This window comes from Microbacterium sp. ABR10 (assembly GCF_057812175.1).
Genome location: NZ_CM173821.1, coordinates 2,532,680 through 2,553,504 on the forward strand (window position 1 = coordinate 2,532,680; position 20,825 = coordinate 2,553,504).

Annotated in this window: 19 protein-coding genes and 1 tRNA gene; 3 read left to right on the forward strand and 17 right to left on the reverse strand. The window is 70.3% G+C overall.

Annotated elements, in window-relative coordinates; translation table 11 throughout:
- Positions 1-25 precede the first annotated feature (25 nt).
- Both ACXKZF_RS11735 and ACXKZF_RS11740 read left to right on the forward strand, forming a co-directional pair.
- On the forward strand, positions 26-1,615 hold the full coding sequence (locus ACXKZF_RS11735; RefSeq protein ID WP_488984305.1) for a molybdopterin-dependent oxidoreductase: 1,590 nt from the start codon (positions 26-28) through the stop codon (positions 1,613-1,615).
- A gap of 114 nt (positions 1,616-1,729) precedes the next feature.
- Complete coding sequence (locus tag ACXKZF_RS11740; protein WP_488984306.1) at positions 1,730-2,824, forward strand: PAS domain-containing sensor histidine kinase; 1,095 nt, start codon at positions 1,730-1,732, stop codon at positions 2,822-2,824.
- 7 nt (positions 2,825-2,831) lie between these two features.
- Here ACXKZF_RS11740 and ACXKZF_RS11745 read toward each other — a convergent pair whose 3' ends face one another.
- The 14 genes from ACXKZF_RS11745 to ACXKZF_RS11810 all read right to left on the reverse strand — a co-directional run bounded on the left by ACXKZF_RS11745 (position 2,832) and on the right by ACXKZF_RS11810 (position 16,585).
- Positions 2,832-3,410, reverse strand: a complete 579-nt coding sequence (locus ACXKZF_RS11745; RefSeq protein ID WP_488984307.1) for an isochorismatase family protein — start codon at positions 3,408-3,410, stop codon at positions 2,832-2,834.
- Positions 3,407-5,695 (reverse strand): MMPL family transporter, encoded by a 2,289-nt coding sequence (locus ACXKZF_RS11750; RefSeq protein WP_488984308.1) that lies wholly within the window; start codon positions 5,693-5,695, stop codon positions 3,407-3,409. Before ACXKZF_RS11750 ends, ACXKZF_RS11745 begins: the two co-directional genes overlap by 4 nt.
- Positions 5,696-5,736: 41 nt before the next feature.
- Positions 5,737-6,132, reverse strand: coding sequence for a hypothetical protein (locus ACXKZF_RS11755; protein ID WP_488984309.1), 396 nt, complete (start codon positions 6,130-6,132; stop codon positions 5,737-5,739).
- Positions 6,133-6,388: 256 nt separating this feature from the next.
- Positions 6,389-6,461, reverse strand: a tRNA-Thr gene (locus ACXKZF_RS11760).
- 77 nt (positions 6,462-6,538) lie between these two features.
- Entirely contained in the window at positions 6,539-7,210 is a 672-nt protein-coding gene (gene deoC, locus ACXKZF_RS11765) for a deoxyribose-phosphate aldolase (RefSeq protein WP_055956438.1), read from the reverse strand.
- Between the two features lie 44 nt (positions 7,211-7,254).
- Positions 7,255-8,778: an alpha/beta hydrolase gene (locus ACXKZF_RS11770; RefSeq protein WP_488984310.1), complete on the reverse strand. Its 1,524-nt coding sequence runs from the start codon at positions 8,776-8,778 to the stop codon at positions 7,255-7,257.
- Between the two features lie 14 nt (positions 8,779-8,792).
- Positions 8,793-9,971 carry a DNA polymerase III subunit delta' gene (locus ACXKZF_RS11775; protein ID WP_488984311.1) on the reverse strand — a complete coding sequence of 393 codons (1,179 nt, stop codon included), beginning with the start codon at positions 9,969-9,971 and terminating at the stop codon, positions 8,793-8,795.
- 91 nt (positions 9,972-10,062) lie between these two features.
- Positions 10,063-10,737, reverse strand: a complete 675-nt coding sequence (gene tmk, locus ACXKZF_RS11780; RefSeq protein WP_488984312.1) for a dTMP kinase — start codon at positions 10,735-10,737, stop codon at positions 10,063-10,065.
- Positions 10,734-13,685: a type I DNA topoisomerase gene (topA, locus tag ACXKZF_RS11785; RefSeq protein ID WP_488984313.1), complete on the reverse strand. Its 2,952-nt coding sequence runs from the start codon at positions 13,683-13,685 to the stop codon at positions 10,734-10,736. Before topA ends, tmk begins: the two co-directional genes overlap by 4 nt.
- A gap of 60 nt (positions 13,686-13,745) precedes the next feature.
- Positions 13,746-14,075 carry an Rv3654c family TadE-like protein gene (locus tag ACXKZF_RS11790; protein WP_055956429.1) on the reverse strand — a complete coding sequence of 110 codons (330 nt, stop codon included), beginning with the start codon at positions 14,073-14,075 and terminating at the stop codon, positions 13,746-13,748.
- Positions 14,075-14,404 (reverse strand): TadE family type IV pilus minor pilin, encoded by a 330-nt coding sequence (locus ACXKZF_RS11795; protein WP_488984314.1) that lies wholly within the window; start codon positions 14,402-14,404, stop codon positions 14,075-14,077. The genes ACXKZF_RS11790 and ACXKZF_RS11795 overlap by 1 nt, the downstream gene beginning before the upstream one ends.
- Complete coding sequence (locus tag ACXKZF_RS11800; RefSeq protein ID WP_488984315.1) at positions 14,401-14,637, reverse strand: DUF4244 domain-containing protein; 237 nt, start codon at positions 14,635-14,637, stop codon at positions 14,401-14,403. The genes ACXKZF_RS11795 and ACXKZF_RS11800 overlap by 4 nt, the downstream gene beginning before the upstream one ends.
- A 68-nt stretch (positions 14,638-14,705) precedes the next feature.
- Positions 14,706-15,611: a type II secretion system F family protein gene (locus ACXKZF_RS11805; protein ID WP_488984316.1), complete on the reverse strand. Its 906-nt coding sequence runs from the start codon at positions 15,609-15,611 to the stop codon at positions 14,706-14,708.
- Positions 15,602-16,585, reverse strand: a complete 984-nt coding sequence (locus ACXKZF_RS11810) for a TadA family conjugal transfer-associated ATPase (RefSeq protein ID WP_055957175.1) — start codon at positions 16,583-16,585, stop codon at positions 15,602-15,604. The genes ACXKZF_RS11805 and ACXKZF_RS11810 overlap by 10 nt, the downstream gene beginning before the upstream one ends.
- A 441-nt stretch (positions 16,586-17,026) precedes the next feature.
- Here ACXKZF_RS11810 and acs point away from each other — a divergent pair, with 441 nt between their 5' ends.
- Positions 17,027-18,994, forward strand: coding sequence for an acetate--CoA ligase (acs, locus tag ACXKZF_RS11815; protein WP_488984317.1), 1,968 nt, complete (start codon positions 17,027-17,029; stop codon positions 18,992-18,994).
- A gap of 119 nt (positions 18,995-19,113) precedes the next feature.
- Here the strand turns inward: acs and ACXKZF_RS11820 are convergent, their stop codons facing one another.
- From ACXKZF_RS11820 to sp36, 3 genes are all read right to left on the reverse strand, one after another.
- Positions 19,114-19,923 (reverse strand): LPXTG cell wall anchor domain-containing protein, encoded by an 810-nt coding sequence (locus ACXKZF_RS11820; protein ID WP_488984318.1) that lies wholly within the window; start codon positions 19,921-19,923, stop codon positions 19,114-19,116.
- A 160-nt stretch (positions 19,924-20,083) separates the two neighbouring features.
- On the reverse strand, positions 20,084-20,551 hold the full coding sequence (locus tag ACXKZF_RS11825) for a RidA family protein (RefSeq protein ID WP_488984319.1): 468 nt from the start codon (positions 20,549-20,551) through the stop codon (positions 20,084-20,086).
- Positions 20,548-20,766: a Sp36 family protein gene (gene sp36, locus ACXKZF_RS11830; RefSeq protein WP_055956407.1), complete on the reverse strand. Its 219-nt coding sequence runs from the start codon at positions 20,764-20,766 to the stop codon at positions 20,548-20,550. Before sp36 ends, ACXKZF_RS11825 begins: the two co-directional genes overlap by 4 nt.
- Between the last annotated feature and the right edge of the window lie 59 nt (positions 20,767-20,825).

Here is a 20,825-nt window from a genome sequence, read left to right on the forward strand (position 1 = left end):
CGTGGCACCCGGGAACGAGGATGAAATGACCACCGACACCGCGGCTCGCACCGACGACGTGACCAGAGTGCGCCGCCCGCACGCGTGGATCTGGGCAGCTCTCGCCGGCATCGCATCCGCCGCCGTCCTCCTGGCGGTCGCGGAGCTGTTCGCCGCCCTCGTCGCCCGCTCGGCCAGCCCGGTGCTCGCTGTCGGTTCGTTCATCGTCGACATCGTGCCGCGCCCACTGAAAGAGCTCGCGATCACACTGTTCGGCGAGACCGACAAGATCGCCCTCCTCGCGGGCGTCGGCGTGGGTGCGGCCGTCGCCGCAGCCGTGGCCGGGATCGTGCAGTACCGCTTCCGCCCGGTCGGCGCGGTACTGATCGGCATCGGCGGAGCGCTCGCCACCGCCGCCATCATCACCCGCACCGGAGCCGGAGCCCTCGCGTGGCTGCCCCCGGTGCTCGGTACGGTCGCCGGGATCTTCGTCCTCGTCTTCTCCGTCGCGCGCCTGAAGCGGTGGGTCACGGCGGCCCGCGAGAGCGACGCGCGGACCGCCGGCACGAACCGCCGCCAGTTCCTGCTCTTCACCGGCATCTCGACCGTCGGCGCCGTCATCGTCGGCGTCGGTTCGCGCATCCTCAACGCCACCACCTCGTCGGTGGCCGCGGCACGCGATGCGCTACGGCTCCCCGCGGCTCGCTCCACCGTCGCGGTTCCCGACGGGGCGAGCTGGCAGATCGACGGCCTCACGCCGATCATCACCCCCAACGACGACTTCTACCGCGTCGACACCGCGCTGACCGTGCCCAATGTCGACCCCACCACGTGGAGTCTGTCGATCGACGGCATGGTCGACACCCCGATCGAGCTGAGCTTCGACCAGCTGGTGGGAATGGGCCTCGACGAGTACGGCGTGACCCTCACGTGCGTCTCGAACGAGGTCGGCGGCGGTCTCGTCGGGAACGCCATCTGGACCGGCGTGCCCATCCGTGACGTCCTGCGCATGGCGGGCGTGCAGGCCGACGCCGACATGGTGCTGTCGGAGAGCGTGGACGGGTACACGGCATCCACCCCCCTCTCGTCACTGACCGACGACAACCTGGACGCCATCTTCGCGGTCGCGATGAACGGCGACCCGCTGCCGTTCGAACACGGCTTCCCCGTGCGCATGGTCGTTCCGGGCCTGTACGGGTACGTGTCGGCGACGAAGTGGGTCACCAAACTCACCGTGACGCGCTTCGATCGTGACGAGGCGTATTGGACTCCGCGCGGGTACTCGGCCGAGGCGCCCATCAAGATGTCCTCGCGCGTGGACACCCCCAAGATCGGTGCGCCCGTCACCGCCGGTGCGATCGTCATCGCCGGCATGGCCTGGGCACAGCCCGTGGGTGTGGCGAAGGTCGAGGTCAGCATCGACGACGGCGACTGGCAGGAGACGCAGCTGTCCACCCCCATCAACGACCAGTCGTGGGTGCAGTGGAAGCTGGACTGGAACGCCGACCCCGGATCGCACTACATCGCGGTGCGCGCGACCGACAAGCAGGGCAACCTGCAGGTCCAGGACCAGGCCCCGATCGCCCCTGACGGATCGAGCGGCTGGCAACGCACGCTGGTCACCGTCTCGTCGTAACGGAGCAGACGGGCACCGGCGTCACGGTGTCAATCGCTGTCGGACGAAGCGGCCGCTCGGGCATGATCGCTGTATGCCTTCCGTACGCACCCTCCTGACCGGCGGTGTGCCCGCGTGAGCGCCGTGCCCGGCGGAGAGCCCGGTTCGACCGTCCCCGCCCCGCACGCTCTGACCAGCATTCGTCGATCGATCCCACGCGATTGGGACGAGCAGGTCGACCTGTTCGCGATCGTCAAGCTCGACAGCGGCGGGTTCGTGCGCGGATGGAACTTGGGCGCCGAACGCATCAAGGGCTACACCGAAGAGCAGATCATCGGATGCCACTTCTCGCAGTTCTACCGCGAGGACGCCCGTCACCGCGGCGTGCCCGACCAGCTGCTCGCCGCCGCTCAGCGCGACGGACACGTCGAGGACACGGGCTGGCGTGTCCGCAACGACGGCAGCGAGTTCTGGGCGCGCGTGACCATCTCGGCGATCCGCAACGACCAGGGCCAGGTACTGGGGTTCGTGAAGATCGTGCGCGACCTCACGAGCGAGAAGCGGGCGTCCGACGACCGCGCCGCCGCCCGGCGTGCCGTCGCCCATGATCTGCTCTCCCCCGCGACGGCGCTGCATGAACACCTGGCGCTGCTCGGCGAAGAACTGGGTTCCGACCATCGCGTGCTGCGGCTCGCGGCGGAGGCCGCCGATCGCATCCTCGCGGTGGCCGAGACGCTCGGGGGCGTCGCCGACGCCCACGCACGGCAGGGCCGGCGGAGCGAGACCTTCGCCGTGGTCGCGCGCGACGCGGTCTCGATCGTGCTTCCCGGTGACACCCACGGCCGCGTCGTGTTCGGACAGATGGATGCCGTACCCGTCTGCGCCGACGTGCGGGGACTGCGCAACGCCGTCGCGCACGTGCTCGAGAACGCCGCCAAATACTCCGACGACGTCATCGACGTCGACGCTTACGAAACCGACGAGGGCGCCGCCGTGCGCGTGCACGATCGCGGCCGCGGCATCCACGCCGACGATCTGGTCACCATCATGCAGGGGGGCCGCCGCGGACGATCCGTCGATGCGGAGGACGACGGTCACGGAAGCGGGCTGACGAACGCGCAGCGCATCGTCGGCGAGCACGGTGGCATCCTGCGCATCACCAGCGTTCCGGGCGAGGGGACGACCGTGACGATCACGATCCCCCGCACCGACGACTCGCTGTCGTGCTGACCGGGGTTCAGCCCTCGGACACGGCCAGTTGTGCTCCTGCGGCGGCGATCTCGGCCAGTGCAGCGTCACTCGATTCGGCATGGACGCCCGCGACGAGATCGGTGAGCACGCGCACGCGGCGTCCGGCCGCCAGCGCGTCGAGAGCCGACGCCCGCACGCAGTAATCGGTGGCGATACCGACGACGTCGATGTCACGGATGCCATGGGCGCCGAGGATCTCCGCCGCGGTCTCGCCGTCGTCCGACACGCCCTCGAAGAGCGAGTAGGCGGGCTTGCCCTGCCCCTTCTTGAGGTGGTGGGTGACGCGCGTGGTGTCGAACACGTCGTCGTACGCGGCGCCATACGTGCCGCCGACGCAGTGCACCGGCCACGTGTCGACGAAATCGGGCTCGGCCGAGAAGTGCCCGCCGTTGTCGTCGTCGCCGTTGTGCCAGTCGCGCGAGGCGACGACGAGCGCGTACTCGACGGCGTGGGCGTCGAGGTAGCGCGAGATGCGCTCGGCCACCGCGTCGCCTCCCTCGACCCCGAGGGCGCCGCGCTCGGTGAAATCGTTCTGCACGTCGACGATGAACAGGGCACGGGTCATGCGTCGAGCCTACGCGCGCGCCGTCCGGTCACGCCCCGCCCGGGGACGTCGCGGTCGGCCGCGTCGGCATCCCTCCGGCCCAGCTTCGACGGCCACCAGATCCGGCGGCCGAGGTCGTAGGCCAGCGCCGGCACGAGCAGGGAGCGCACGACGAAGGTGTCGAGCAGCACTCCGAAGGCCACGATGAAGGCGATCTGCGCGAGGAACAGGATCGGGATGACGCCGAGGGCCGCGAAGGTCGCGGCCAGCACGAGTCCTGCCGAGGTGATGACACCGCCGGTGGCGACGAGTCCGCGCAGGATGCCGGGCCGTGTGCCGTGCACGACGGATTCCTCTCTCACGCGCGACATGAGGAAGATGTTGTAGTCCACGCCCAGGGCGACGAGGAAGACGAACCCGTACAACGGCACCGACGGGTCGGCGCCGGCGAAGCCGAAGACGCCGTCGAACACCACCGCGCTCACCCCGAGCGCCGCACCGAACGACACGATCACCGTGCCGATGAGGATGAGCGGCGCGACGACCGACCGCAGCAGTGCCATCAGGATGAGCAGGATGACGACGAGCACGATCGGGATGATGAGCGTGCGGTCGCGGATCGACGTGTCGACCGAGTCGATGTCGGTCGCCGTCACACCGCCGACGGTCGCGGTGTCCTCGCCGAGCTCGGCGGTCAGGGTCGCGCGCAGTTCGCGCACCGTGTCGTCGGCGGCCGCCGAGTCGGCGGTGTCGGCCAGTGTCGCCGCCACCAGCACCTCCCCGTCGGAGACGGTCGGGGCGGGAGCGGGGGTTCCGGGCGGACCGAACGCGGTGGTCTGCAGAGTGCCCTCGGCGGCCGTGACGGGCGCCTGGCCGCCGGGCGCATCGGACGAGAGGATCCCGATGCTGTCGATTCCCGAGGTCCGCTCGAGCACGGCGACCGCCTCGGCGGCACGGTCCTCCGGCACCAGCACGTAGGCCGGGCTGCCCGAACCGCCCGGGAAGTGCTCGGCGAGGGCGGTCTGGCCATCGCGCGCCTCCGAAGCGCCGAGCACCAGATCGCTGGCGGGAACGCCGTCGGCGCGCAACTGCGTGACGCCGACGCACGCGGCCAGCAGCACGAGCGTGCACACGATCCACACCGGGCGCGCGCGTCGCGCGACGAAGCGCGCCTGGCGCGGCCAGAGACCCTTCGCGGGTGCGGTGAGATCGGCGGGCAGCGCGGCGGCTCCGGGCTTCGGCGCGAAGGGCCAGAAAGCGGCACGGCCGAAGAGCGCGAGCAGCGCGGGCAGGAAGGTGAGGGCCGAGAGCACGGCGAACGCGATGCCGATCGAGGCGATCGGGCCGAGCGCGCGGTTGGTCGCGAGATCCGACAGCAGCAGGCAGAGCAGTCCCGCGATGACCGTTCCCCCCGACGCGAGGATGGGCTCCACTGCTCCCTTCCACGCTCGCACCGTTGCATCCCATCGACGCTCGCCCGCCCCGATCGCCTCACGGAACCGCGCGACGTAGAGCAGGGCGTAGTCGGTGGCGGCGCCGATGACGAGGATGAACAGGATGCCCTGCACCTGTCCGTTCAGAACGACGATGCCGGCGAAGGCGAGCCACCACACCGTCAGCAGCGCGACGCACAGTGCGAACACCGATGTCAACAGCACGAGGATCGGCAGCAGCGGCGAGCGGTACACGATGACCAGGATGACGAACACCGCCACGAGCGCGACGATCAGCAGAAGACCGTCGATGCCGAGGAAGCCCTTCACGAGGTCGGCCGTGAAGCCGGCGGGGCCGGTGACCCAGGCATCGAGACCGCCGGGAACGTCGTCGGCGACCACCTCCCGCACCCGTTCGACCACCTCACGGACCTCGCCGGAGCTGTCGATGGGCACGAAGATCTGCGCCGCCTGCCCGTCGTCGGAGACGACCGGCGGTGAGGCGTCTCCCGCCACCCCGTCGATGCCGGCGATATCGGTGGCCAGCGTCTGAAGGGACGCGACCTGGGAGTCGCCGAGGACGCTGCCGTCTGCGGTGGCGGCCACGACGATGGCGGGAATGGTGTCGCCGCCGGTGAAGTCCGTCAGCCGCTCGCTCACCCGCGTCGCGTCGGCCGACTGCGGCAGGAACGACGACTGATCGTTCGTGGCGACCTCATCGACCTTTCCGAAGAACGGCCCACCGATCGACCCTCCGATGACCCACAGAAGCACGAGCAGGCTCGGGATGCCGATCCGGAGCCAGCGCGAGACGCGCACGGCGCCGTCGGCGCGCCGCGATCGGCGGAGGGTGGGGCGGAGCGAGTCGGACATATCACTAGCTTATCTAGCGACATGCGCGTCGCGCCAATTTCTCAGCCGCGGACGAACAGCATCACGATCGACACGATGAAAGCCACGAGTCCCAGCGCCAGGACCCCCGCCGCCAGGAGAGACATGAATCGCACGAGCGGCGACGAGCGCGTCAGGCGCATCCGGTGCTCGCTCCCCCGCCGGTAGAAGATGTCGATCATGTCGACGGGTCCGATCTTGGCATCGTCGTGCGCCGACAGTGCCGCCTCGTTCACGCCCCCGTCGTGGTCGAACCACCGCACGACCCGGCCTTCGTCGACATGCTCCACCACGGCCCGGGCGGGGAGCCACGTGCCGTCGGCGAGCAGGAGGAACACCGCGGCGAGGGCGAGCAGCAGCCCCGCGCCCAGGCCCACCCACGTGAAGATCTCGATGAGGGCGTCGATCGCATTCGACACGGGGACTCCAGCGGGTAGCGGACGGGCACGACCGTCGTGGGGGCGGGTTGTCAGCCTATCGGTCGGGTTGGCCGGTCCCCGGCGCGGCCCGGCGCGGGGCCTGCGGTCGCGCGCAGGAGCAGAAGCTGCGACGTACGGTCGCCCGTCGGGATCACAGCCACCGCTCGCCGGGCGCGCGCCGGGGCGGAAGGCCGGATGCCGGACCTCGCCGACGAGAAAAGGCCCCCACCCGGTGGAAGCGGGTGAGGGCCTTCGGAGCCGCCTAAGGGAATCGAACCCTTGACCTATTCATTACGAGTGAATCGCTCTGCCGTCTGAGCTAAGGCGGCACGTGCGCGCTGTCGCGTGCACGATCATCGAGTTTACATGCTCCAGCGCGCTCGGACGCACACGCCCGGTAAGGCGATCAGTAGTCGCCGCTCGCGGACCTGTCGGCGAGGATGTCGCGGCTGGACGACAGGCCCAGGCGCGTCGCTCCGGCGGCGATCATCTGCTCGGCGGCGCCGCGCGTGCGCACGCCACCCGACGCCTTCACCTCGGCCCGATCGCCGACCGTGCGCTTCATCAGCTCGACCGCGTGCACGCTGGCGCCGCCGGCCGGGTGGAACCCGGTCGAGGTCTTGACGAAATCGGCTCCTGCGGCCACCGCCGCCTCGCACACGGCGACGATGGCCTCGTCGCTCAGCGCCGCGGACTCGATGATGACCTTGAGCACGGTCGGCGCCGGGGCGGCGTCGCGCACGGCGCGGATCTCGGCCTCGACGAGGTCGTAGCGCCCCTCGACGGCGGCACCCACGTCGATCACCATGTCGATCTCGTCCGCTCCGTGCGCGACCGACAGCGCCGCCTCGGCCGCCTTGATCTCGGCGTGGTGCTTGCCGCTGGGGAAGCCGCAGACGACGGCGAGCTTCAGACCCGCGGGCACTTTCACCGGCAGGAACGACGGCGAGATGCACACGCTGTAGGTGCCCAGCTCGGCGCCCTCGGCGATGAGTCGCTCGACGTCGGCGCGAGTGGCCTCGGGCTTGAGCAGGGTGTGGTCGATGTACGTCGCCAGGTCGGCGGTGGGCGCGGTCATAGGGGTCTCCTCGGGGTGTGACGAACCAAGCGTAGGTGAGGTCGCTACTCGCAACGCAGCCCCGCCTCGGGCACAGTGCCGTCGACGAGGTAGTCGTCGACCGCACCGTTCACGCAGGCGTTGCCCTTGTTGTAGGCGAGGTGGCCCTCGCCGACGTAGGTGACGAGCACGCCCTGCGAGAGCTGCTCGGCGAGCGCCTGCGCCTCGGTGTAGGGGGTGGCCGGGTCACCGGTGGTGCCGAGGACGACGATGGGCGGCGAGCCGGGCGCGGTGATCTCGGCGCGCGTCCCCGTCGGGGGCGCGGGCCACGCCGCGCAGGGGTCGGGACCCACCCAGTAGGGTGCGACGACGGGGGCCTCCCGCTCGAGTTCCGCCTCGAGCGCCTCATCGTCGGTGTCGGCTTCGTCGGGGTAGTCGACGCAGTTGTATGCACGCAGCGCCTGAAGGGTGTTGCTCGGGTACTGCCCGTTCTCACGGCCGTTGTAGAAGTCGGCCAGTTGGAAGGCGACCGACGCGTCGCCGTTCTGCGCGTCGGTGAGGGCGATGCGCAGATACGGCCAGCTCTGGTCGCTGTACAGCGCGGCGAGGACGGCCGTCACGAGGGTGTCCGCGCCGAGTATGCGGCCGTCGCCATTGGTCAGCGGCCGGACGTCGACCCGCTCGAGCAGCGCGGTCAGATCGCTCATCGCGTCGTCGACGGAGCCGGCGAACGGGCAGTCCGAGCGCGTCAGGCAGTCGGCCATGAAGGAGCGCAACGCGTTCTCGAAGCCCACGGCTTGAGCGATGCCGCTCGCGCTCCCGGGAAGGCTCGGATCGATGCCGCCATCGAGCACCATCCGCCCGACCCGTTCGGGGAACAGGCCGGCATAGGTCGCTCCGAGCAGCGAACCGTACGAGAAACCGAGGTAGGAGAGCCTCGCATCGCCCAGCACCGCGCGCAGCAGATCCATGTCGCGCGCGGCGTTCTCGGTCGAGATGTACGGGAGGATGCCGTCGCTCCCCGCCTCGCACGCCTGGGCGAAGTCAGCCTGCCGCTTCTCGAGGGCCGCGTTGCGTTCGTCGCTCCCCCGCTTCCCCGGAGGGATGTCGTAGAGGAAGGCGTCCATACCGGACGCGTCGTAACAGGTCACGGCCGAAGACTGCCCGACACCCCTCGGGTCGAATCCGATCACGTCGTAGGAGGCGGTGAGGGTCTCATCGGCAACGAGCGAGAGCGAGTCGCGCACGGTGTCGACTCCGCTCACGCCCGGTCCCCCGGGATTGGTGAGAAGCGATCCCCGCGGCTCACCCGACGTCGCACGGTGGCGGATCACCGCCAGCTGCAGGTCGCCGGCCGACGGATCGGCGTAGTCGCGGGGGGCGGTGACCGTCGTGCAGTCGAAGCCGACACCGCCGCAGTCGCTCCACGCCAGCGCCTGGCCGTAGTACGGCAGGAGGGACGCCTCGACGCCGTCGGTCTGCGGGGCGAGCGAGCGCCCCGTGTCTGGCGCCATCGGCGGGATCTGGGCGTAGAGACACCCGCTCAGCGCGAGGGCCAGACCCGCCATCCCCGCGATGACGGCGGTCATTCGGCGGCGCAGGCTCACGGCGCCGAGCCGTTCGCCACGGTGATCATGAGGCTCTCGAGTGCCAGCAGCGGGGCGGCGTTCTGTTCGAGGTTGCGGCGCGTGACCGAGATGCGATCGAGCACCCCGAGAGTGCGGGAGGGCGTCCACTCGGCCGCGAGGGCGCGCAGGGCGTCGATCCGCTCGCTGTTGACGAGATCACCCTCTCGGCCGTACTGGATCATCACGACATCGCGGAACAGCGACTGCAGGTCGGTGAGCACCCGGTCGATACCGTCGCGGAGGCTGCGGGTGGCCCGGCGCTTCTGGTCGTCTTCGAGGGCGTTGACCTGCCCGCGCACCGACGGCGGCACGGCGGCGCCCTCGACGACGCCGAGCATGCGCAGCAGCGACCGGCGCTCCTCTTCGTCGCGGGTGGCCGTGAGGGCCTTGGCGTCGTCGGTGGCCAGGCGCACCATACGACCCGCGACGTCGACGGCGTCGCCGATGCCCCGCACCGCGAGGACGGCGGCGAGCGTCTCGGCACGGCGTGCCCGTGCGTCGTCGTCGGTCGCGAGACGTTGGGCCATACCGATGTGGCGCTGCGCGTGGCGAGCCGACTCTTCGGCGATCTCGGCGGACACGCCGGTGCGCTCGACGATCAGCGCCGCGACGTCGGCGACAGACGGTTCGCGCAGTCGGAGTACCCGCACCCGTGAGCGGATGGTGGGCAGCAGGTCGGCGTCGCTCGGCGCGCAGAGCACCCAGACGGTCTTCTCGGGCGGTTCCTCGAGCGCCTTCAGAAGCACGTTGGATGTGCGCTCCGACATGCGATCGGCGTCTTCGACCACGATCACGCGGTGCCGACCGAGTGACGGCGCGAAGGATGCGCGCTCCACGAGGCGACGGGCCTCGTCGATCCTGATCACGACCTGTTCCGTGCGAAGTGCCGTCAGATCGGGGTGCGTGCGCGCGAGCACCTGCCGTTGGGCGCGCTCGTCGCCCGGGTCGGCGATGAGCGCGGCGGCGAACGCGTAGGCGAGGGTGGAGCGCCCCGACCCGGGTGGACCGGTGATGAGCCACGCGTGCGCGAGGGAGGCGGGAATGGACGCCGCCGCACGCAGCGTCGCGACGGCCTCGTCTTGCCCCCACACGGCGTCCCACGGGAAGGGCGCCGTGCCGACGGCCTGCGGGGACGTATCGAGGGCGACGGACATGGGCTCCAGCCTAACCGCGGGGTCCGACACCGCCGCTGGCGTTCGGCTGTGCAAACCCTCGGCGACGTGGGCGGGCCGTGGTCTGCGGACCTCAGCCCAGACGCTCTGCGACCGCCTCGCGCACGAGGGCGGCGAGGTCGTCGGGGGCCGCTTCCGCGTCGAGCACGAGGAAACGCCGGGGCTCGGCGTCGGCCAGGGCGAGGAAGCCGGCGCGCACGCGCGCGTGGAAGTCCTCTTTCTCCGCCTCGAGCCGGTCGAAGGGTTTGTCGTCGGCGTCGAGACGGCGGCGCGCAGCGGCCGGGTCGAGGTCGAGGAGCACCGTCAGGTCGGGGAGAAGCCCGTCGGTCGCCCACAGCGAAAGCGCGCGCACGTCGTCGGCGTCCAGGATGCGGCCCGCCCCCTGGTAGGCGACGGAGGAGTCGAGGTACCGGTCCTGGATGACCACGTCTCCGCGTGCCACGGCCGGCCGCACGTGCGTGGCGATGTGATGCGCGCGATCAGCGGCGTACAACAGGGCCTCGGCGCGTGCATCGATGTGGCCGCGGTGATGAAGGACGATGTCGCGAATACGCACACCGACCTCGGTTCCGCCCGGCTCGCGGGTACGCACGACCCGTCGGCCCTGCTCTGCGAGCCACCGCTCGAGAAGCGACGCCTGTGTGGTCTTTCCCGCGCCGTCTCCGCCCTCGAAAGTGACGAACAGCCCCGGCCCCCCGGCCGCCGCCGCCCGGGGGGCGTGCAGCGGCCGGGTGAGGTCGTCGGTCACGAGGTCTTCGCCGGCGCCCTGCGCGGGGTCGTGGTCGCCGCAGCCGTGGTCGCGGCAGCCTTGGTCGCCGCAGCCGTCTTGGCCGCCGCCGTCTTGGGCGCCGCCGTCTTCGCCGCCGCGGTCTTCGTCGCCGCGGTCTTCGCCGCCGCGGTCTTCGTCGCCGTCGTGCGAGTCGCCGTCGTCTTCGTGGCCGCGGTCTTCGCCGCCGCCGTCTTCGTCGCCGCCGTCCGAGTCGCTGTCGTCTTGGTCGCCGCCGCCGTCTTCGTCGCCGCCGTCTTGCGCGCCGGGGCCGCCTTCTTGGGAGCCGGACCCTTCGCCCGCTTGTCGGCGATGAGTTCGATCGCACGCTCGAACGTGATCTCCAACGCGTTCTCACCGCGGGGCACCGTGGCGTTGGTCTCACCGTCGGTGACGTACGGTCCGAATCGGCCGTCCTTGAGCTTGATCGGCTTGCCGCTGACGGGGTCGGCGTCGAACTCCTTCAGCGCGCTCGATGCCCGGCGTGCGCCGTACTTGGGTTCCGCGTACTTGGCGAGCGCCTCCTCGAGGGTGATGTCGAAGATCTGCTTCTCGTCGTCCAGCGAGCGGGAATCCGTCCCCTTCTTCAGGTACGGACCGAAGCGCCCGTTCTGCGCGGTGATCTCCGCGCCCGTCTCGGGGTCGGTGCCCACGACACGCGGGAGCGAGAGCAGCTGCAGCGCGGTGTCGAGGTCGATGGTGTCGACCGACATCGAACGGAACAGCGACGCGGTGCGGGGCTTGGGAGCCACTTCCTTCTTCGCCCCACGCTTCTTGGGCTGCTCGACGACCTCGCCCGTTGCCTGGTCGACCTCCTCGGGCTCCTCGGCATCCACTTCTTGCACGTAGGGGCCGAAGCGGCCGTCTTTCACGACGACGAGCTTTCCGTTCTCCGAGTTCTCCCCCAGCACCCGGTCACCCGCTACGGGAGCGTCGATGAGTTCCTGCGCCTTGGTGGGGGTGAGTTCGTCGGGTGCGAGGTCTTCGGGGATGTTGACGATCCGCGGCTTCGCCTCGGCATCGGCCGCCGGATCGGTGACCTCGAGGTACGGCCCGTACTTGCCGAAGCGCAGGGTCGCGGTGTCGGTGATGCGCGTGGAGTTCAGCTCACGCGCATCGATCTCACCGAGGTTGTCGACGATGTGCCGCAGACCCACCTGCTTGTCCGAGCCGAAGTAGAACGACTTCAACCACTCGGTGCGGCGCTGCTCTCCGCGCGCGATGGCGTCGAGGTCGTCTTCGAGGGCGGCGGTGAAGTCGTAGTCGACGAGGTCGGCGAAGTGCTCCTCGAGCAGCCGCACCACGCTGAACGCGAGCCAGCTGGGAACGAGGGCCTGACCGCGCTTGGTGACGTACCCACGGTCGAGGATCACGCCGATGATGCTGGCGAAGGTCGACGGGCGACCGATCCCCTTCTCCTCGAGCGCCTTGACCAGGCTCGCTTCGGTGTAGCGGGGCTTCGGCGACGTGCTGTGGCCCTTGGGCTCCACGTCGCTGACGGCGAGTTCGTCGCCCACGGCGACAGCCGGGAGCGACTGGTCGGCGTCGTCGTCGTTGCGCTTCTCGTCGGCGCCCTCTTCGTACGCCTCGAGGAAGCCCTTGAAGGTGTACACGGTTCCGGATGCCGTGAACTCGGCGACCTGGGCCCCGGCATCCACCGTGAGGGTCACCGTGGTCGTCTCGTACTTGGCATCCGCCATTTGGCTGGCGACGGTGCGCTTCCAGATGAGGTCGTACAGCTTCTGCTCGTCGCGGTCGAGCGACGACGCGAGCGACGCCGGCGTGCGGAAGGTCTCACCCGAGGGACGGATGGCCTCGTGCGCCTCCTGCGCGTTCTTCGACTTGCTCTTGTACACGCGGGGGTTCGCCGGCACGGCTTTGTCGCCGTAGAGGGCGACGGCCTGCGCGCGCGCCGCCGAGACGGCCTGACCCGAGAGGGCGACCGAGTCGGTACGCATATAGGTGATGAAGCCCTTCTCGTAGAGCCGCTGAGCGACGCCCATGGCGTGCTTGGCGCTCATGGAGAGCTTGCGACCGGCCTCCTGCTGCAGAGTGGAGGTGGTGAAGGGCGCGCGAGGGCTTCGCGTGCCCGGCTTCGCCTCGACCTTGGCGACGGTGGCGCGCCCGGCCGCGGTGATGGCGTCGGCGAGTGCGCGGGCCCGCGTCTCGTCGAGGACGACGACGGCCTTCTTGAGCTGACCGAGGTCGTCGTAGTCGCCGCCGCGCGCGATGGGTGCGCCGTCGAGGCGGTTCAGTCGCGTGGTGAACGATGAGCCCGATCGCGAGGCCAACGCCTCGACGTCCCAGTACGAGGCCGAGACGAAGGCCATGCGCTCGCGCTCGCGCTCGACGACCATGCGCGTCGCCGCCGACTGCACACGACCGGCGCTGAGCGCGGTGCCCTCGCGGCCGGAACCGACCTTGCGCCACAGCACGGGCGAGACGTCCCAGCCGTAGAGGCGGTCCAGCACACGACGCGTCTCCTGCGCGTCGACGAGAGAGACGTCGAGGTCGCGCGTGTGCTCCGCGGCGTCGCGGATGGCGTCCTTGGTGATCTCGTGGAAGATCATTCGACGGACGGGCACCTTGGGCTTGAGCACCTCGAGAAGGTGCCATGCAATGGCCTCGCCCTCGCGATCACCATCAGTGGCGAGCAGGACTTCGTCGGCGCCCTTGAGTGCGCGCTTCAGCTCGGCGACCGTCTTGGTCTTGCGGTCGTTCACGACGTAGAAGGGATCGAAGTCGTTCTCGACGTCGATGGAGTACTTGCCGTACGCCGCCTTCTTGTCGGCCGGGATCTCTTTCTTCGACGCCAGGTCGCGGATGTGACCGACCGAGCTGAGCACCTCGTAGTCGTCGCCGAGGTATCCCTGGATCGACTTCATCTTCGTCGGGGACTCGACGATGACGAGCTTCTTGCCGTTTGCCACTGGGGTCCTTTCGTCGATGCACACCATACACACGCCTCCCTGTTCGGGTTCCGGGAGGTCTCACGGGGCGGACGCGTCGGGGGGTCCGGCCCGGGAGCGCGCATCGAATGGAATTCCACCGTACGCCCCACCGACGGAGATGGTGGCGATGAGACCCTCCAGATCGCACCGGACCAGACGGACCGCGTGCGCCGCGGCGATCCGTCCGGCCTGCTCGCACGGCGCGCCGGGCACCGCCCCGCTCGCGGCGTCGGCCGCAGCGAGCGCGGCGGCGTCGGCGACGCCGGCCACCCGCTGGGCTTCGATCGCCGCGGCGCCCGCGATCCCGAGCGAGACGGTCACGGCCACCAGCGTCGCGACGACACCGACGACCGAGACGCTACCGGCCATCACCGGCCTCCATCGAGCGCGCACGCACGTGCCGTGACGGCCGGCAGCGCCGGTCCCGCCGGAACCGGTGCCACGGCCGCCACGCACACCAGCCCGTCGTGACGTTCGACGGACGCCGTCCCTCCGGTCTCGGCGATGCCGACGAGGGCGTCGGTGTCGCCGCGACCGAGCAGGCGGGCGGCTTCCGTCGCGGCGTGTTGCAGACGCACGGTCGCCGCCGCCGATCCGAGGACCCCGACGCCGAGCGCGAGAACGATGATCACGGCCGGGAGGGCCACCGCGAATTCCGCGGCGACGGCTCCCCGGTCGTCGAGCAGCCGCCGCGTCATTGCACGGTGAGGGCGCGGCGGACCAGATCGGTCAGGATGCCGCGGACTTCGTCGCTGCGCATGATGACGACGAGCAAGCCGGCGAAGGCGACGGCCGCCATCGTCGCGATGGCGTACTCGGCCGTCGCCGCACCGCGATCGTCGAGGAACAGCGCGCCGGCGCGCGCGGTCGTCAACAGCGGCACGTCCGCTACCGGGCGCTGCGGACGGAACGGGTGGGGAAACGCGGTCATGGAGAACTCCTGGGGTCGAAGTGAGGGAGGTGAGGGAGGTGCGTCGGGGGGGCGATGGGGGTGAGAAGTCACGGAAGGGCCCCGGACCTCAGGATGCCGAGCATCATCGGGGCGACCGCGAGAAGGAGGAACGCGGGAAGCGTGCAGATCCCGAGAGGAAGCAGCAGCCGCGTCGACAACCGTGCCGCCGCCGTGCGTCCCGCTGTTCGTGCGCGCTGTCGGGCGAGCCAGGCGTCGGCGCGAAGCAGCTCCGCGGCGGGGACCCCGGCTCGGTGGGCGAACGCGACCGTCTGCGCCGCGGCATCGGGCGAGTCGACCGGCGGGCGAGAGCGCAGCGCGCTGTCCACCAGCGAGCGTGCGCGGTCAGCGGACACTCCGGCGGAGAGGGCGACGGCCCACAGTTCGGCGCGGAGCCCCGGGACCGCCGTGGGCGGCCGGGCGCGGCGCAAGAGCCGTCGTGACCACGACTGCGCGATCACGATGAGAGTGCTGCCCGATGCGAGGCAGGCCATTCCCGCCGGGTCGGAGAGCAGGATGCCGACGGAGTCGAACCCGAGGGCCATCCCCATCGGCACACCCAGGACGGGTAACCAGCCCAGGAGCTTGGCCGTGGCGGCAGGCTCCGCCAGGGCGACGCTCACATCGGCCACGACCTCGGTGGCGTCGCGGAGGGCGCCGCCCACCGCCCGGAGCGTATCGGCGAGGGGTGCGCCCGTGTGAACCGCGACCGACCAGACCGCAGCGACGTCGGTCCATGACACCCCAGCCCCAGCAAGCACGGCGCCGACGTCGTCACCTTCGGCGGCGGCGCGCGCGGCCGCGCGGCAGACGGGGTCTCCGGTGTCGGCGAGGTGCCTCCAGGCATTCGCCGGGGTCAGGCCGGCCGACAACAGGACCGCGAGGCGCATGATCGTCTCGATCGGGTCGGCCGGAGTCGCGTCGAGGCCGTCGCGTGCGGCGGTTCTCACGGCCATCGCTCGGGCTCGATCGTGATGCGTCCCGCGTGCGCGGCGGGGCGCCCCCACCCGCTCACGCGCCGCCGCCCGGCGATCCGCTCGACGTGGACGACCGCGTCGATGGCGCTGACCGTCTGTCGCGCCGTGGCCGCGGCATCCATTCCCGCGAGCGCTCCGAGTGCCTCGAGCCGGGCCGCCACGTCGGTGAGGCCGCTCGCGTGCAAGGTTCCGGCCCCTCCGTCGTGACCGGTGTTGAGCGCCATGAGCAGCTCTCGCAGTTCCTCGCCGCGACACTCGCCCACGACCAATCGGTCAGGTCGCATCCTCAGGGCTTCACGGACGAGACGGGCCAGCGGTATGCCGCCGGTACCCTCGATGTTCGGCTGCCGAGCCTCGAGGGCGACGTGGTGCGGGTGCGCGGGGCGCAGTTCGGCCACCTCCTCGACCGTGATGATGCGCTGCGTGGACGGCACGTGCGAGAGCAGGGCCGACAGCAATGTCGTCTTCCCGGCCCCCGTGGCTCCCGTGATCAGCACGTTCTCGCGACGCTCCACCATGCTCTGAAGGTGTTCGCGTTGGCCCCGGGAGAGCATGCCGCTGCGTTCGAGGTCAGACAGATCCGGCGCGTCCCAGCGCGGTACGCGCACCGACAGCGTGGTTCCGCTCGCGGCGACGGGGGCGAGGACGGCATGCACGCGCACCCCTCGATGGAGGCGGACGTCGACGCACGGCGAGGCGTCGTCGAGGTGCCGCCCGCCCAGCGCGATGAGGCGGACGGCCACGTGGCGCACCTCTATTTCGCTCGCGCGCCACGACGACACGCGTTCGGCTCCGTCGCCCCGGTCGACGAAGAGGCCACGGTCACCGTTGATGAAGAGATCGGTGACGGCGGGATCGTCGAGGAACGGGCGCAGGAACGCCAGCGCCGGATCCCGCCAGGCGGCGGAGGCGGGGTCGGGGTCGATCGGATGGACCGGAGCGAGCGAGGGCATGCCGACGACCGTAGGGACCATGCCTGGCCCGCCGTCGGCGAAGACATGCCATCCGTGGACGGCCGCGAGAATGCGACACCTGGGGAGGGGCCTCGGCGAACCACCCACCCCGCCGACGCAGAATCAGGGACGGAGCCGCAAAAGGAGGAGGCGGCATCCCGTCAGTGGGGGGCGAGGGATGCCGCCGTGCGGCCGGAGGAATATTGGGGGGCTCCCCCCGGACGCAAATGCCGGAAGCGATGTTCGGGCTCGTTTAGATTACGCGTGCCGAAAACTCCGCACCAACTCGACGCACCTATTCACCGCGATATATCACCTGTTTCGCCGAACTCGGGATGCCAACTATCGGAGGTGGCCCCCGTCGGAGGGGCTCGATAGCGTGACCCAGGTGAAGACGCCGTGCGCTGACGCGGGCGTCACGTAACGCGAAGGAGCGCCGCGATGAGCAGCCAGATCGACCACCTCCTCTCCGAATCCCGCCGGTTCCCGCCGTCGGCCGGATTCGTCGACAACGCCGTGGGCGACCGCGCCCTGTACGAACGCGCGGCCGCCGACCGCGAGGGATTCTGGGCCGAACAGGCGCGCGACCTGCATTGGCACAGGCCTTTCACGCAGGTGCTGGATTGGTCGAATCCGCCGTTCGCCGAGTGGTTCGCCGACGGCGAGCTGAACGTCTCCTACAACTGTCTCGACCGACACGTCGAGGCGGGCCACGGCGACCGCATCGCCCTGCGGTGGGAGGGAGAACCCGGCGACTCGCGCAACGTCACCTACGCCGAGCTCACCGAAGAGGTAAAACGCCTCGCGAACGTGCTCACCGGTCTCGGTGTCGAGAAGGGCGACCGCGTCGCCCTCTATCTGCCCATGATCCCCGAGGCGATCGCCTCGATGCTGGCGGTTGCCCGCATCGGCGCGGTCCACTCGGTCGTCTTCGGCGGATTCTCGGCCGACAGTCTCCGCGCCCGTATCGACGATGCCGGAGCGAAGGTCGTGATCACCGCCGACGGCGGCTGGCGCAAGGGCAAGGTCTCGCCCCTCAAACCCGCAGTCGACCAGTCGCTCTCCGACCGCAACGGCTCCGGCATCCAGGAGACCGTCGAGCACGTCATCGTCGTCAAGCGCGGGGGCAACGAGGTCGAGTGGACCGAGGAGCGCGACCTCTGGTGGCACGACGTCGTCCCGCAGGCGTCGTCCGAACACGAGGCGCAGGCCTTCCCCGCCGAGACGCCTCTGTTCATCTTGTACACCTCGGGTACGACGGGGAAGCCGAAGGGCATCCTGCACACGTCTGGCGGATATCTCACGCAGGCGGCGTTCACCAACCGCGTCGTGCACGACGTCCACCCCGAGACCGACGTCTACTGGTGCACGGCCGACATCGGCTGGATCACCGGCCACACCTACGTCACGTACGGCCCCCTCGCCAACGGGGCGACGCAGCTGCTGTACGAGGGAACCCCCGACACGCCGCACCCCGGTCGCTGGTGGGAGCTCATCGAGAAGCACGGCGTGACCATCTTCTACACGGCGCCCACGGCCATCCGCTCGTTCATGAAGATCGGCCGCGACGTTCCGCAGAAGTTCGACCTGTCATCGCTGCGTCTCCTCGGGTCGGTGGGCGAACCCATAAACCCCGAGGCGTGGGTCTGGTACCGCGAGATCATCGGTGCCGATGAGACACCGATCGTCGACACGTGGTGGCAGACCGAGACGGGCGCGATCATGATCTCGGCCCTCCCGGGGGTGACGGAGACCAAGCCCGGTTCCGCACAGGTGCCGCTGCCCGGCATCTCGATCGCCGTCGTCGACGACAGCGGCGAACCCGTCGCTCCCGGCAGCGGCGGCCTGCTCGTCGTCACCGAGCCGTGGCCCAGCATGCTCCGCGGCATCTGGGGCGACCCCGACCGCTATCGCGAGACGTACTGGGACAAGTTCGCCGACAAGGGCTACTACTTCGCCGGCGACGGCGCCCGTCTCGACGAGGACGGCGACGTCTGGCTGCTCGGACGCGTGGATGACGTCATGAACGTCTCGGGACACCGCCTGTCGACGGCCGAGATCGAATCCGCGCTCGTGGGGCACGAGGGCGTGGCCGAAGCGGCCGTCGTGGGGGCCTCCGACGAGACCACGGGTCAGGCGGTGGTCGCATTCGTGATCATCAAGAGCCGCTACCTCAAGCAGAAGCCCGTCGACGGTCTCGGCGACGAGCTCCGGCGGTGGGTCGGCGAGCAGATCGGGCCCATCGCCCGCCCGCGCGACGTCTACATCGTCGGCGAACTGCCCAAGACCCGCTCGGGCAAGATCATGCGCCGCCTCTTGCGCGATGTGGCCGAAGGCCGCGAGGTCGGCGACACCACGACGCTGGCCGACACCGCCGTGATGAGCGTGATCAGCGGCCAGGTGAAATGACACCGTCGTTGCGTGGATGCCGGGTGACCGGGCATCCACGCAACGACGAGCCGCGCGGCATCACCGCCCGCAGACACGAAGACGGGGCCGTTCATCCGAACGGCCCCGTCTCGTCGTTATCAGATCGAGCGGCGGCGACGCAGCAGCAGGATGAATGCACCGGCGGCGAGGACACCGGCGGCGATCAGCGCGATCGGCAGCAGCGAGGCGCCGGACATACCGGTCGTCGCGAGCGAGCCCTTACCGGACTGACCGTTGCCGGCCGGCACGGGAACCGCGGTCGCGGTGGCCGTCGGCGAGGCGGTCGGTGCAACCGTCGGCGTCGAGGTGGCCGTCGGCGTGGCGGTCGGCGTCGGGCCACCGGTCGGGGTCGCGGTCGGCGTCGGCGTGGACGTCGGCTGAGCGGTGGGCGTCGCGGTCGGCGTAGCCGTGGGCGTGGCCGTCGGCGTCGCGGTGGGCGTCGCGGTCGGCGTGACAGTCGGGGTGGGCGTCGGCGTCGGCGGCAGGTCGCAGCCGATCACGGTGACGCGCGAGTCCCACGCCGTGATGACGCCCGAGGTCCACTCCGGGTCGCCGCCACGCGAGGACGAACCGAAAGCGACACCCGCGGTGGTGTCGAGGTCGCTGCAGTCGTACCCGTCGAACGACGCCGACCAGGTCCACGTCTCACCGGGCGCGAAGCGCTTCTCGCTGAAGGTCTCGATCCACCCGTTGGTCTGGGCGACCGTCGCCGAGCCGTACGCGGTGACGGCCGAAGTGTTCTTCGCCCAGACCGCGACGTCGACCTCGTTGGGCGTGGTGAAGTCCAGCGTGACCCGAACATCACCCGTGATGTCGGCCGCGTAGGCAGCGGGGACGCTGATCCCGGCACCGACCGCGAGGGCGAGCGCCGTTGCGCCGGCCGCCCAGAATTTCGTCGTCTTCTTCATGTTTCCCCGTTTTCCCCTAAAGAATGTGCCCCCCACAGCACGTGGAAGGCGAGCGCAGGTGCGCTTCCCCGTAAATACCCTAATCATTCGATGGGCATATTCTGAAAACCGAAATGACACGCTAGGTTACGCTTTCGCTTCCTGGCACTGCCGTCGGTGATCAGGCGACGGTGAAGACGACCTCGACCTCGACCGGGCTGTCCAGGGGAAGGACGGGCACACCGACCGCAGAACGCGCGTGCGCGCCGGCCTCGCCGAAGACCTCGCCGAACAATTCGCTCGCCCCGTTGATGACGGCCGGCTGGCCGGTGAACTCGGGAACGGATGCCACGAAGCCGGTGAGTTTGAGCACGCCGCCGAGGTTGTCGACACCCCCGACCACCGCGGCCGCCGCCGCGATGGCGTTGAGCGCGCACTGACGGGCGTACGACCTGGCATCCGCCGGCGAGACGAGGCCCTCGGACTCACCGACCTTGCCCGTCGCGGGGAGGGCGCCCTGCACCATCGGAAGCTGGCCCGAGGTGTACACGAGATCGCCGTGGCGCTTCGCCGGGATGTAGGCGGCAACGGGGGGAACGACGGCCGGCAGGTCGACGCCGAGTTCGGCGAGGCGCTCGGAGACGGTCACTGCTGGCCTTCGAACTGGCGCGCGGCGACCTCGGCGGCGCCCAGGCCGGCGTTGGCGGTACCGCCGCCGGTCGGACGCTTGAGATAGGCCACGAGTCCCCCCTCGGGGCCGGGCACCACCTGCACGAGCTCCCACCCCTGCTTGCCCCAGTTGTTGAGGATGGCGGCGGTGTTGTGGATCAGCAGCGGAGTGGTGAGGTATTCCCACGTGGTCATTGTCGGGCTCCCGGCGATGGCTCGGCGCGCAACGATCGTGCGCGCGGACGGATGGCGTA

What these genes read in the sequence shown, in the direction of transcription:
- sp36 (WP_055956407.1), bottom strand. Translation starts at nt 20,766, where the DNA reads ATGACCACGTGGGAATACCTCACCACTCCGCTGCTGATCCACAACACC.
- ACXKZF_RS11750 (WP_488984308.1), bottom strand. Translation starts at nt 5,695, where the DNA reads ATGTCCGACTCGCTCCGCCCCACCCTCCGCCGATCGCGGCGCGCCGAC.
- ACXKZF_RS11770 (WP_488984310.1), bottom strand. Translation starts at nt 8,778, where the DNA reads ATGACCGCCGTCATCGCGGGGATGGCGGGTCTGGCCCTCGCGCTGAGC.
- ACXKZF_RS11745 (WP_488984307.1), bottom strand. Translation starts at nt 3,410, where the DNA reads ATGACCCGTGCCCTGTTCATCGTCGACGTGCAGAACGATTTCACCGAG.
- ACXKZF_RS11810 (WP_055957175.1), bottom strand. Translation starts at nt 16,585, where the DNA reads ATGCCCTCGCTCGCTCCGGTCCATCCGATCGACCCCGACCCCGCCTCC.
- ACXKZF_RS11735 (WP_488984305.1), top strand. Translation starts at nt 26, where the DNA reads ATGACCACCGACACCGCGGCTCGCACCGACGACGTGACCAGAGTGCGC.
- ACXKZF_RS11800 (WP_488984315.1), bottom strand. Translation starts at nt 14,637, where the DNA reads ATGACCGCGTTTCCCCACCCGTTCCGTCCGCAGCGCCCGGTAGCGGAC.
- ACXKZF_RS11775 (WP_488984311.1), bottom strand. Translation starts at nt 9,971, where the DNA reads ATGTCCGTCGCCCTCGATACGTCCCCGCAGGCCGTCGGCACGGCGCCC.
- ACXKZF_RS11795 (WP_488984314.1), bottom strand. Translation starts at nt 14,404, where the DNA reads ATGACGCGGCGGCTGCTCGACGACCGGGGAGCCGTCGCCGCGGAATTC.
- deoC (WP_055956438.1), bottom strand. Translation starts at nt 7,210, where the DNA reads ATGACCGCGCCCACCGCCGACCTGGCGACGTACATCGACCACACCCTG.
- ACXKZF_RS11820 (WP_488984318.1), bottom strand. Translation starts at nt 19,923, where the DNA reads ATGAAGAAGACGACGAAATTCTGGGCGGCCGGCGCAACGGCGCTCGCC.
- ACXKZF_RS11790 (WP_055956429.1), bottom strand. Translation starts at nt 14,075, where the DNA reads ATGGCCGGTAGCGTCTCGGTCGTCGGTGTCGTCGCGACGCTGGTGGCC.
- acs (WP_488984317.1), top strand. Translation starts at nt 17,027, where the DNA reads ATGAGCAGCCAGATCGACCACCTCCTCTCCGAATCCCGCCGGTTCCCG.
- ACXKZF_RS11805 (WP_488984316.1), bottom strand. Translation starts at nt 15,611, where the DNA reads ATGGCCGTGAGAACCGCCGCACGCGACGGCCTCGACGCGACTCCGGCC.